We start from the raw sequence: 11,435 nt of genomic DNA on the forward strand, positions 1-11,435 counted from the left end.
CCGGTAGCAGGGAGGAGATCATCTGGATGGCCTGCCGCACAGCGGTCGCATGGCCACGAGACCGATTATGGGGCCAATGGCCATCAGGGCAAGGGTGGCCGGCCAGCCTACGGCGTTTGCCAGAAGGGGTGTCACCTGCACCGTGACAATGGTCAGGCCGAAGCCGAGGGCTGTCTGGAAAGCCAGCAGGCTGCCGGCGAGCTGGGGCGGTGCATAGTCGGCGACCAAGGCGGAAAACTGCGCCGAATCGGGGATTACGGCCAGGCCCCAGATGAGGAAGAGCAGGAAGCTGAGCCAGACCGGACCGCCAAAGGCCAGGGCACTGAGGAGGGCGGCGCTGCCGCTTATGGCCAGGGCCGTGATGGCCACTTCGGCTTTGCCGAAACGGTCGGCCAGCCGCCCGGCCAGGACACAGACCAGTCCGCCCAGGGCAATGGCCAGGAAAGCGGTCAGCTTCGCAAGGCTTTCGGCTGCGGCCGGTTCAAGCCGGGCCATGTAGGACGCGCCCGCTGCGGCGGCCACCCAGGCCCAGAGGGCGTAGAGTTCCCACATGTGTCCGAGATAACCGATGTAGGCGCGGCGAATGCGGCTGTCCTTCCAGGCCAGGCCGATGGCCGACGGACGGAAGCGGGGGGCCGTGGCGTGGTGCGGGCCCAGGCCGACCATCAGGACCAAGAGGCCGCCCAGCGCCGCCAGCAGCGAGGCCGCCAGGATTGCCAGGCGCCAGTCGGTCCCGCCCAGGAAAGCGGCGAGGTAGGGCAGGGACTTGCCCAGCGTCAGTCCGCCCACGAGCAGGCCGACAAGGAACCCGCGATCCTTCAGGCCCCAGCCGACGGCGAGTTTCATGCCGACGGGATAGACCCCGGCCAGGAGCGCGCCCGTCAGGAAGCGGCCCGCGACGGCCAGGTCGCTGCCCAGCGGCGGCAGCAGCAGGACCAGATTGACGACAGCGGCGGCAAGGGCGGAAATGCAGAAAACGCGCCGGGGGTCGAAGCGGTCGGCCAGACCCGTGATGGCCAGGCCCAGCGCGCCCAGCACGAAGCCGGCCTGGACAGCGCTGGACAGCAGGGCCTGCCGGTCGGCGGGCAGCGCCGTTTCCCGTGCCATGTCGGGCAGGACGGCCGCCGAGGTGAACCAGAGGTTCATGCCCACCGCTTCGGCAATGACCAGTACTGTCAGGGAAAGCCACTTGGAGGTGGTGCGCATTTCCGGAGGTGTCCACTGTGCTCCGAGGGAGCGGTTTCAGGTCAAGCTAGCAGCCCGTCAAAGGCGGGCCAAAGGAAACCTGGGAGGTGGGGCAGAAAGCGCGGGCTTTCCATCAGCTTGCATGCGGTTTATCCTGCCGCCGCTCAGAGGGGGGCATCCACTGTCCAGCGTTGTACAGTATCCTGTTGCTCCGGCTTCTGTGCTGAAACAACAAGACTGTGCATGCATTCGCGCGAAGCAGTTGTCACGGTTTCGGGTCTCCGTTGCCAGGGCCCTGTTGTCGCTGGAGTGCACGCAAACGAAGAACGTCTCTATTGGGGAGGACAAGCAGACAATGAAAAAGATGACAAGTTTACTGGCCGCCGCGGCGATGAGCTTTGGTGCCACCGCGTTTGCGGTGGGGGTCCAGAGTGCCGCCGCCCAGGACTACAAGGACGAATACAGCGTTTCCACCGTTTTGCCCGAGCCCTTTCCCTGGGGTGTTGCCGCCGAGGAATGGGCCGACCTGGTGGAGGAGCGTACCGATGGCCGGATCAAGATGCGGGTGCATCCCGGTGCTGAACTGGTGCAGGGCAACCAGACGCGCGAGTTCACGGCTCTGCGCCGCGGTTCCATCGACATGGCCGTGGGCTCCACCATCAACTGGTCGCCACAGGTCAAGCAGCTGAACCTTTTCTCACTGCCCTTCCTGATGCCGGATTACGAGGCCATTGACGCCCTGACCCAGGGTGAGGTGGGCGACGAGATCTTCTCGATCCTCGAGGACAATGGCGTGGTGCCGCTGGCCTGGGCCGAGAACGGCTTTCGCGAGCTGACCAACTCACAGCATCCCGTGCGCACGCCGGAGGATCTGGAAGGCCTGAAGATCCGCGTCGTCGGCTCGCCGCTGTTCAACGACACCTTCACGGCGCTGGGTGCCAATCCGACCCAGATGAGCTGGGCCGATGCCCAGCCGGCGCTCACCACCGGGGCCGTGGACGGGCAGGAAAACCCGCTGACCATCTATACCACGTTGGGTATGGACGAGCTGGGCCAGGATTACATCACCCTGTGGGGCTATATGGCGGATCCCCTCATCTATGCCGTCAATCCCGATGTCTGGGAGTCCTTCACCGAGGAAGACCAGGAGATCGTGCGTCAGGCGGCGATCGATTCGGGCGCCCATGGCATCGAGGTCGCCCGCGAGGGCCTGGTGCCGCCGGACACCTCCCTGATCGACTCCATCGAGGAGAAGGGGGTCGAGGTTACCCGCCTGAGCGACGAAGAGCGCGCCGCCTTCGTTGAGGCCACCCGCGGCGTCTACGAGGAATGGACCCAGGAAATCGGTCCGGACCTGGTGGAGAAGGCCGAAGAGGCCATCGAAAACCGCTGATCAAGAGTGGCGGAGGCGGCGTTCCTGCCGCCTCCGCCCTTGTTCCTGGCCAGGATTTCTGCCTGCTGACAGCTCTATGATTGCCGAAGAAAACGTATGAGTGACGTAGAGGAAGAAGGTCAGTCCGCGGTTCCGGTCGAGCCGCCGCACATTCCCGTGACGACGGAGCGTGCCCTGGGGGCGCTGGCCATGGCGCTGATCTGCCTGATCAGTTTTGCCAACGTCCTGGTGCGCTACGTCACCGATTTCTCCTTTGCCTTTACCGAGGAATACTCGACCTTCCTGATGGTCTTCATGACCTTCGTGGGAGCCGCCCTGGCCTCGGCCGGCAACAGCCACATCCGGATCACGGTCATCGTGAACCGCTTGCCTCCGGCGGGCCGCATTTTCTGTGAAATGCTTTCGGTGGTGGCGACCACCCTGATGTTCTCGCTGGTCGTCTATTACGGTGGCCTGCTGACCTGGTTCGAGTTCAAGTGGGGCGAAACTTCGCCCGGCCTCGGCTATCCGCGCTGGATCTACACCATCTGGGCGCCGATGATTTCCATAGTCGTCATCCTGCGCGCCTGGGGATTCGTCCTGCGTCTGCTGCGCGCCGAGCGCAAGGCCCGGGCGGGAGGAGCGGCGCAGTGATTGCTCCCGAGTTCCTGCTGGTTGGCGTCTTCCTCGTGCTGCTGCTGGCCGGTGTTCCGGTCGCGGTCGTGCTTGGCCTGTCGGGTGCGGCGGGCATTCTGGTGGGGCTTGGCCCGACCTCCCTGGAGATGATCGGCACCAATGTCTATAACGGCATTGCCAAGTATCCCCTGATCGCCATTCCCCTGTTCATCCTGACCGGCCTGGCCTTCGAGCGTTCGGGCGTGGCTGAACGCCTGGTGCGGTTCGCCTCGGCGCTGGTGGGGCCGCGGCGTGGCGGTTTGGCCGTGGTGGCGGTCCTGGTCAGCCTGATCATGGGCGGCATGTCCGGCTCGGGCCCGGCCGATGCGGCCGCAGTGGCCACGGTGATGATTCCCGCCATGGCGCGTGCCGGTTATCCGCGGGCCTTTTCGGCCGGGCTCATCGCGGCCTCGTCCTCCACTGCCATCATCATTCCGCCCTCCATCGCGCTCATCATCTACACCGTGATGGTGCCGGGCACCGACCTGCGCGCCCTGTTCGCCGCCGGAATCATCCCGGGCATCCTCTGCGGCCTGGCGATCATCCTGCCGGCCGTCTGGCTCAGTTATCGCCACCAGTTCGGTTCGGCGGAGGCGGCCGAAGAGCGCCCGCCGCTCGGGCGCAGTTTCATGGATGCCCTGCCGGGACTTCTGGCGCCGGTGATCATCCTGGGCGGCCTGCGCATCGGCCTGTTCACGCCGACGGAGGCCGCGGCCGTCGCGGCGGTCTATGGCCTGGGGGTCGGGACCCTGCTTTACCGTACGCTGGGCTGGCGCGAGATCTACCGCATCCTGGCCGACGGCGCCGAGATCACGGCCGTGGTCATGATCATCATCTCCTTTGCCGGGCTCTTCGCCTGGGCGGGCAGCACGCTGGGCGTTTTCAACGCGGCGGCCCAGGGCTTGCTGTCGATTTCCGACGAGGCCTGGGTGGTGCTGGGCCTGATCATGATCTTCCTGCTGCTGGCCGGCATGGTGCTGGACGGCGTCTCGATCTACCTGATCACGCTGCCGCTGCTGATGCCCATCGTGAACGCCTTCGAATGGAACACCGTCTGGTTCGGCATCCTGATGGCCATGAACATTGCCATCGGGCAGTTCACGCCGCCCATTGCCGTCAACCTGATGGTGACCACGCGCATCGCCGGGGTGGGCATGGAGGACACCATGAAATGGGTGGCCTGGATGCTGCTGTCGATGACCGGCATCCTGCTGCTGGTCGCCATTTTCCCCGACATCGCCCTGTGGCTGCCCGAGGTCCTGGACTTCCGCACGGGGCGGTAAGGGTGTCCACCGTTTGAGAAGTTCGGATTCTCAATGCGACCGTTGAACTGAGCGAGTTTTCTGAAGCCTCGCTTGCTTGCAGGTATAAGCTTGTGACCTTCAGTTCCAGAGAGTGCTCGATGTCCAGTTTTCGGGAAAGCCCATCGACTTGAGGTCAAGTGAAGCGGGGCGACTGTCCATCAATTCGCGCAACTGTGATTTCCAGCCCTGTCCGTTGCTCGGGTCAATGTTATTCAGCAAAGCCGCCTGGACCACCAACCGCGAATAGCAATTTGTATTGTTGGCAAGGTCTTCCGCGTAAGCCTTGGCCTTTTTGGGCATATCCACACGCATTTCAGCATTCCACAAACGACCATGATGTGCGCAGACATTCCTGAGTGTCGATAGGGATCGAAACCAGGAAACGCAGATACTTTCGTCAAAGCCGAACTCCGAGGCAATCTCCTTGCGATAAGCTCGGTGAAGATCTGCATACCATCTTGAGAGTTCACCAAAAGTGGATGCTTCAGTCAGACACCAGATTGCCGGAAGATAGGGCGTTCCATATTCAGCTTTGTAATGTGCAATGGAGAGGTGTTTCCCGTTCTCACCTTTTCGACGGATACGGGTTACCGCTTCCTTGTTCTCGAAGAATTTCTCTTCGTAATAGAAGTGTGAGCCGCCATGACAGCCCATAACGTTTATAAGACAGGCGCGCAGCGCCACCTCGATGCGCTCTATGGCGTCCAGGCACAGCAACCTGAGTTTTCTATCAAAGTTATAGGTCTCAACCACCTGCTCGAAAGTTGTGCCGGGGAGAAAGTCCTTTGAGGCCGTCTCGAACGGCCTCATGTAAATTTTCAGTCGATAGTATCCGATATAAGTCAGACAGCGTTTGGCAAGCTGTTGATGCTTGAAATCGAGCCCCTTGCTCTGAAGAAAGGAGATCAACTCATTCGTTGAAAGGACCGGCTTTGCAAATGTCCGCTGAGACATATTCTGAGCGCAGGTTTTCAAGCAAAAATAAACCCCCTGGTGCGCATCGTTGAGAGGCGTGGGGGTTCTGATCACCTGCATTTTCGCTATTTCCCATCCGGAAAGCAACAAAAATCTTAGTTTGTTCTTAGGTCATCCGGATTTCAGGGAGAGAGTGGATCGGTTCAGTGCGCCTCGGACCAGGAGGGGCCGTGGCCGGCTTCGGCGACCAGCGGGACGGAGAGCTGCACCACGGGATCGCAGGCCTTTTCCATTACCTCGGTCACGACTTTCGTGGTCGCCTCCAGCTCCGCGTCCGGGACCTCGAAGAGCAGTTCGTCGTGCACCTGCAGGACCAGGCGTGCCTTCAGCTTCTCGGCCTCCAGGGCCGGCTGGACGCGGATCATGGCGCGCTTGATGATGTCGGCCGCCGTGCCCTGGATGGGCGCGTTGATGGCGGCACGTTCGCCGAAGCTGCGTCGCGCCGGGTTCTTCTCCTTGAGCGCCGGCACGTGGATGCGCCGGCCGAACAGCGTGGAGACATAGCCCTGCTCGCGCGCCAGCTTCTTCATGTTGTCCATGTAGGCGCGGATGTTGGGGTACTGCTCGAAATAGGCCTCGATGTAGCTCTTGGCGTCGGACTGGGCGATGCCCAGGTTGTTGGCCAGGCCGAAGGGCGAGATGCCATAGATGATGCCGAAGTTGATCGCCTTGGCGCGGCGCCGCGTGGCCGGATCCATGTCCGCCAGCGGCACGCCGAAGACCTGGCTGGCGGTCATGGCGTGAATGTCCTGGCCATCGGCGAAGGCCTGGCGCAGGGAGTCCTCCTCGGCGATGTGGGCGGTCAGCCTGAGCTCGATCTGGCTGTAGTCCACGGACAGCAGGGTATGACCCTCTTCGGCCACGAAGGCTTCGCGGATCTTGCGGCCTTCCTCGGTGCGAATGGGAATGTTCTGCAGGTTCGGGTCGTTGGAGGACAGCCGCCCTGTCGAGGCCACGGCCTGGCTGAAGGTGGTGTGGACACGCCCGGTCTTCTCGTTGATCTGGGATTGCAGGGCATCGGTGTAGGTCGACTTCAGCTTCGAAAGCTGGCGCCAGTCCAGGACCCGGGCCGGCAGGTCGTGGCCCTGGTTGGCCAGGCCCTCCAGGATGTCGGCACCGGTGGAATAGCTGCCGGACTTGCCGCGCTTGCCGCCGCCGTCCAGGCCCATCTCGTCGAAGAGGACCTCGCCCAGCTGCTTGGGACTGCCGATGGTGAAGCGCCGCCCGGCCAGCTTGTAGATCTCTTCCTCCAGCGTCTCGATGCGCTGGGCGAAGTCGTTGGACTGGCGGCGCAGGCGGTCGCGGTCCACCTTGATCCCCGTCAGCTCCATCTCGCAGAGCACGTCCACCAGGGGACGCTCGAGCGTCTCGTAGACGGTGGTCAGCTTCTCCGGCACCAGGCGCGGCTTGAAGGCCTCCCAGAGACGCAGGGTGATGTCGGCGTCCTCGGCGGCATAATCCAGGGCCTTGTCCAGCGGCACTAGGTCGAAGGTGACCTGGGACTTCCCGCTGCCCGCAACCTCCTTGTAGGAGATGGTCCGGTGGCCCAGGTGCAGTTCGGCCAGCTCGTCCATGCCGTGGCCGTGCAGGCCGCCTTCCAGGACATAGGACAGCAGCATGGTGTCGTCGAACGGCGTCAGGCGGATGCCGTAGTTGGACAGGACCCGCATGTCGTACTTCAGGTTCTGGCCGATCTTGAGAACGGAATCGTCCTCCAACAGGTCCTTCAGCGCCACCAGAGCCTTGTCGAAATCGACCTGTTGCGGTCCTTCCTCGGCCTGGTCGAAGTCCAGTCCTTCCGCCTTGGGATTGCGGTGGGCCAGCGGGATGTAGCAGCCGCTTTCGGCCTCCAGTGACAGGCTGACGCCCACCAGGTGCGCCTGCTGGGGATCAAGCGAGGTGGTCTCGGTGTCCACCGCCAGCCAGCCCTGTTCGCGCGCCCGTGCGATCCAGTCCTCCAGGTCGGAAAGTTTGGTCACCAGGCTGTAGCCGACGGGTTCCTTGCGTTCCCGGACCGGTTCCGGCGCTTCGCCCAGAAGGTCGCTCAGGCGGTTGATGATCGAGCGGAACTCGTACTTCTCGAGGAAGGCGCGCAGTTCGTCTGGATCGGGCTCGTCCTTGACGAAATCCTTGATCTCGTAGTCCAGCGGCACGTCTCTATCCAGTTGCACCAGCTGGCGGGAGACGCGGGCCTGTTCGGCATTCTCGATCAGACGCTCGCGGCGCTTGGGCTGCTTGATTTCCTCGGCGCGGGACAGCAGCGTCTCGACATCGCCGTAGGTGGCGATCAATTCGGCGGCGGTCTTCAGGCCGATGCCCGGCACGCCGGGAATGTTGTCCACGGAATCGCCGGCCAGCGCCTGGACCTCCACCACCTTGTCCGGGGTCACGCCGAATTTCTCCTGCACCTGCTCGGGTCCGATGGGTGTGCCCTTGATGGGGTCCAGCATGTCCACGCCGTCGGTGACCAGCTGCATCAGGTCCTTGTCCGAGGAGACGATGGTCACGCGGATCCCGGCCTCGCGTCCGCGGCGGGCCAGCGTGGCGATGATGTCGTCGGCCTCGTAGTTCTCCAACTCCAGGCAGGGCAGGCCGAAGGCCCTGGTGGCCTCGCGGATGATGGGAAACTGCGGGATCAGGTCTTCCGGCGGCTCCGGCCGGTTGGCCTTGTAGTCGTCGTAGATGTCGTTGCGGAAGGAGCGCTTGCCGGCATCGAACACCACCAGCAGGCCGTCTGCCTCGTTCTCCCGCATCAGCTTCATCAGCATGTTGGTGAAGCCGTAGGCCGCGCCGGTGGGCGTGCCGTCAGGGGTGGACATCTGGGTCTTCAGGCCGAAGTAGGCGCGGAAGATATAGCCGGAGCCGTCCACGACGTAGAGATGCTTCACGCCGTTGGCGGCGGCCTTGCCGGTGCTTTCGCTCATGCTGCGCCTGCCTTGCGGGATGGGGTTCCTGGCGTGCGGTGTCTCAATGACCGCTGCCGGCCGCCTTGCGGCCTTCTTCGGACAGGACGAAGTGACGCCCGCAGTAGGGGCAGTCGATTTCGCCGTGGCCTTCCATGTTCAGCCAGACCCGCGGATGGCCCAGCGGTCCGCCGCCGCCGTCGCAGGCCACGGTCTCGTCGTCCACGTAGTGCGTATCATCTAGTGTAGTCATTGCGCGGTTATCCTTGCTGGTCCCCGTGGTTGGGCTGGGCCCCGTTGTTCGGGCGCAGATGATACCTGCTGAGCGTGCCGGATCAATGTTCATCGCTCACTTGCATGCGCATGCGCGCCGAATTAGTTAAGGTCGATCATGTCAAAGGTCCAGCAATCAAACCTCGCCGCGCCGTCCGCACCGGATCGCGCGGCGTTACCCGAGACCGCCGTGTCCGTCGAGGGACTCGGCAAGGTCTATCGCGGCTCCTCGCGCATGCCCGAGAAGGTGGCCCTGAAAGAGGTCGACCTGAACATTCCACGCGGCTCGCTGTTCGGCTTGCTGGGACCGAACGGCGCCGGCAAGTCCACGCTGATCAACATCCTGGCGGGGCTGGTCACCAAGACCAGTGGCCAGGCAAAGATCTGGGGTTATGACATTGACCGGGACACGCGCATGGCGCGGGCCTCCATCGGCGTGGTGCCCCAGGAACTCAACATCGATCCCTTCTTCACCCCGTTTGAGCTGCTCGAGCTCCAGGCAGGGCTTTACGGCGTTCCCCCGGCCGAGCGGCGGACCATGGAAATCCTGGGGATGCTGGGCCTGGCGGACAAGGCGAAGGCCTATACCCGGACCCTGTCCGGGGGCATGCGCCGGCGCCTTATGGTGGCCAAGGCCATGGTGCACTTTCCGCCTGTGCTGGTGCTGGACGAGCCGACGGCCGGGGTGGACATCGAGTTGCGCCAGCAGCTCTGGACCCAGGTCAAGGCGCTGAACGATGCGGGCACCACGGTCCTTTTGACCACACATTACCTGGAGGAGGCGGAGCAACTCTGCGACACCATTGCCATCATCAATGACGGCGAGGTCATTGCCTGCGAGTCGACCAAGAAGCTGCTGAAGCGTCTGGACAACAAGGAACTGAGCCTGACGGTTTCCGAAGAGTTGACCGAGGTGCCCGAGTCGTTGCGGTCCTTCGGGCCGGAACTGGTGGACGGCAACCGCCTGATCTTCCGCTATCGCGCCAGCGAAAGCCCCGTGGCCGATCTGCTGCACGCGATCAACGAGTCAAGGTTGAGCGTGGTCGACCTGCGGACCGAGGAAGCGGACCTGGAAGACATATTTCTCCAATTGACACGAAAAAAGAGTTAGGCTGACTCCGGTGTTCTACATGAGCATCGGGATTTGAACTTGTACAAGCACGCTTTATCATCTGTTTTCCTGATCGCAGTGGTGGCCATGCTGTTGACCGCTTGCGCCCCGCGCAATGCGCCTCCCGGGCCCGGGGATACCGAGCCCGAAATCATGATCGGGGCCGAGGAAACACACGGAACGCTCATCACCCAGGATGGGCTGGAATTGCCGCTGCGTGCCTGGCTGCCCGAGGGCGACAAGCGGCCAACGGCCGTGATCCTGGCCGTTCATGGCTTCAACGACTATTCCCATGCCTTTGCGGAGGCGGGCCAGAGCTTCGCCGAGCAGGGCATTGCCGTCTATGCCTATGACCAGCGTGGCTTCGGCGAGGCCCCCCATCGCGGGCTCTGGCCGGGCAAGGCGGTGCTGGCCGAGGACCTGCGCACGGCGGCCAATCTGTTGCGCCAGAAGTACCCGGGGATTCCTCTCCATGTGCTGGGGGAATCCATGGGCGGGGCCGTCACGGTGGTGGCGGCCACGACGGAATCCGGCCTGCCGGTGGACAGCCTGGTGCTTTCGGCACCGGCGGTCTGGGCACGCAGCACGCAGCCCTGGTACCAGCGGGTGGCCCTCTGGGCCGCCGTGCGAACGGTCCCCTGGTTCAAGCCATCCGGTGAAGGGCTGCAGCGCCAGGCTTCGGACAACATCGAGATGCTGCGCGAATTGGGGCGCGATCCCCTGGTGCTCAAGAACTCGCGCGTCGACGCCATCTATGGCCTGGTGAACCTGATGGACGCGGCCCTGGCGGCCGGGCCCGAGTTGAAGACACCGACCCTGGTGCTCTATGGCAAGAAGGACGAGATCGTGCCGCGCAAGCCGGTCGATCGGTTCTGGGAGGCTTTGCCGAACAATGAGGGCCACCGTTACGCCCTTTACGAGGACGGCTGGCACCTGCTGCTCCGCGACCTGCAAGCCGATGTGGTGATCTCGGATATCGCTGCCTGGGTGGAGGAAGAAGACAGGGACCGCCTGCCGTTCTCGGCCGAGGTCCTGGTCAAGGAGCGGCCTGCCTCCTGAGGGCGCGAAGTCGGCTTCAGGACAGGACGTCTACACTCTTGTTCTTTGGCAGAGGCTTGGGTAGTGTCGCGCCCGATAACGGCATCCGCCCGTTCGCGGGCCCGTAGCTCAGCTGGATAGAGCGCTTCCCTCCGGAGGAAGAGGTCTGGGGTTCGAATCCCTACGGGCCCGCCATTTCCCTTTATTTTTCAGTAAGTTACGAATATGCGGGCTTCCATTCCTTTTTGGGGTGGAAGAAGGGTGACGAGACCTAGAGCGTGTCGGCGTAGATCAGATTCGGGATTCCCCTGAGAATTGATCTGTGATTCCCTCTGCGTATGGCAGATATAGGGGGTTACAGATGGGTAAGCCACATCCCTTTGAGCTTCGCCGCCGTGTTGTCGAGTTTGTCGAGGAGGGTCATACCCACCGTGGGGCGGCGGCGCATTTCCGGGTTTCGATCAAGTTCGTCAACGACATGGTCAAGCTCAAGCGCGAGACGGGCGGGCTGGCGCCAAAGCGCCAGGGCAATCCCGGGCGGGGTAAACTCAGCGAGGTATCTGACTGGTTGCGTGCCAGAATGTGCGAGAAAACAGACA

10 protein-coding genes and 1 tRNA gene are annotated in these 11,435 nt (G+C 63.1%); 7 read left to right on the top strand and 4 right to left on the bottom strand.

The genetic code is table 11. The features are described 5' to 3' along the window. Positions 1-18: 18 nt before the first annotated feature. The gene (locus BP38_RS0117355) at positions 19-1,206 is read right to left on the bottom strand and encodes an MFS transporter (RefSeq protein ID WP_026988766.1); all 1,188 of its coding nucleotides are present in this window, start codon (positions 1,204-1,206) and stop codon (positions 19-21) included. Positions 1,207-1,540: 334 nt separating this feature from the next. Between BP38_RS0117355 and BP38_RS0117360 the strand changes: the two genes are divergently transcribed. From BP38_RS0117360 to BP38_RS0117370, 3 genes are all read left to right on the top strand, one after another. Further along, positions 1,541-2,578, top strand: coding sequence for a DctP family TRAP transporter solute-binding subunit (locus BP38_RS0117360; protein ID WP_051609510.1), 1,038 nt, complete (start codon positions 1,541-1,543; stop codon positions 2,576-2,578). A 96-nt stretch (positions 2,579-2,674) separates the two neighbouring features. After that, positions 2,675-3,211 (top strand): TRAP transporter small permease, encoded by a 537-nt coding sequence (locus BP38_RS0117365; RefSeq protein WP_026988768.1) that lies wholly within the window; start codon positions 2,675-2,677, stop codon positions 3,209-3,211. After that, complete coding sequence (locus tag BP38_RS0117370; RefSeq protein ID WP_245602442.1) at positions 3,208-4,515, top strand: TRAP transporter large permease; 1,308 nt, start codon at positions 3,208-3,210, stop codon at positions 4,513-4,515. Before BP38_RS0117365 ends, BP38_RS0117370 begins: the two co-directional genes overlap by 4 nt. A 99-nt stretch (positions 4,516-4,614) precedes the next feature. On the opposite strand, the gene BP38_RS21365 is transcribed toward BP38_RS0117370, so the two are convergent. From BP38_RS21365 to BP38_RS0117385, 3 genes are all read right to left on the bottom strand, one after another. After that, complete coding sequence (locus BP38_RS21365; protein WP_051609511.1) at positions 4,615-5,571, bottom strand: Abi family protein; 957 nt, start codon at positions 5,569-5,571, stop codon at positions 4,615-4,617. An 83-nt stretch (positions 5,572-5,654) separates the two neighbouring features. Further along, positions 5,655-8,435 carry a DNA polymerase I gene (polA, locus tag BP38_RS0117380; RefSeq protein WP_051609512.1) on the bottom strand — a complete coding sequence of 927 codons (2,781 nt, stop codon included), beginning with the start codon at positions 8,433-8,435 and terminating at the stop codon, positions 5,655-5,657. Positions 8,436-8,478: 43 nt separating this feature from the next. Next, a complete protein-coding gene (locus BP38_RS0117385) occupies positions 8,479-8,667 on the bottom strand; it encodes a zinc-finger domain-containing protein (RefSeq protein WP_026988771.1) in 189 nt (62 codons plus the stop codon). A 138-nt stretch (positions 8,668-8,805) separates the two neighbouring features. Between BP38_RS0117385 and BP38_RS0117390 the strand changes: the two genes are divergently transcribed. The 4 genes from BP38_RS0117390 to BP38_RS22765 form a co-directional block, all read left to right on the top strand. Then, complete coding sequence (locus BP38_RS0117390; RefSeq protein WP_026988772.1) at positions 8,806-9,798, top strand: ABC transporter ATP-binding protein; 993 nt, start codon at positions 8,806-8,808, stop codon at positions 9,796-9,798. Positions 9,799-9,837: 39 nt separating this feature from the next. Next, positions 9,838-10,857 (top strand): alpha/beta hydrolase, encoded by a 1,020-nt coding sequence (locus tag BP38_RS21370; RefSeq protein WP_155992495.1) that lies wholly within the window; start codon positions 9,838-9,840, stop codon positions 10,855-10,857. 97 nt (positions 10,858-10,954) lie between these two features. Further along, a tRNA-Arg gene (locus BP38_RS0117400) sits at positions 10,955-11,031 on the top strand. 166 nt (positions 11,032-11,197) lie between these two features. Further along, positions 11,198-11,435 (top strand): COG3415 family protein (locus BP38_RS22765; RefSeq protein WP_211250390.1); only part of this gene is annotated, 238 nt, incomplete at its 3' end.

This window comes from Fodinicurvata fenggangensis DSM 21160 (assembly GCF_000686045.1).
In the GTDB taxonomy this organism is placed as follows: Bacteria; Pseudomonadota; Alphaproteobacteria; order Kiloniellales; family DSM-21159; genus Fodinicurvata; species Fodinicurvata fenggangensis.

Excerpts from the sequence above, each read along its gene's own strand:
- BP38_RS0117355 (WP_026988766.1), bottom strand. The coding sequence starts at position 1,206 with ATGCGCACCACCTCCAAGTGGCTTTCCCTGACAGTACTGGTCATTGCC.
- BP38_RS0117360 (WP_051609510.1), top strand. The coding sequence starts at position 1,541 with ATGAAAAAGATGACAAGTTTACTGGCCGCCGCGGCGATGAGCTTTGGT.
- BP38_RS0117365 (WP_026988768.1), top strand. The coding sequence starts at position 2,675 with ATGAGTGACGTAGAGGAAGAAGGTCAGTCCGCGGTTCCGGTCGAGCCG.
- BP38_RS21365 (WP_051609511.1), bottom strand. The coding sequence starts at position 5,571 with ATGCAGGTGATCAGAACCCCCACGCCTCTCAACGATGCGCACCAGGGG.
- polA (WP_051609512.1), bottom strand. The coding sequence starts at position 8,435 with ATGAGCGAAAGCACCGGCAAGGCCGCCGCCAACGGCGTGAAGCATCTC.
- BP38_RS0117385 (WP_026988771.1), bottom strand. The coding sequence starts at position 8,667 with ATGACTACACTAGATGATACGCACTACGTGGACGACGAGACCGTGGCC.
- BP38_RS0117390 (WP_026988772.1), top strand. The coding sequence starts at position 8,806 with ATGTCAAAGGTCCAGCAATCAAACCTCGCCGCGCCGTCCGCACCGGAT.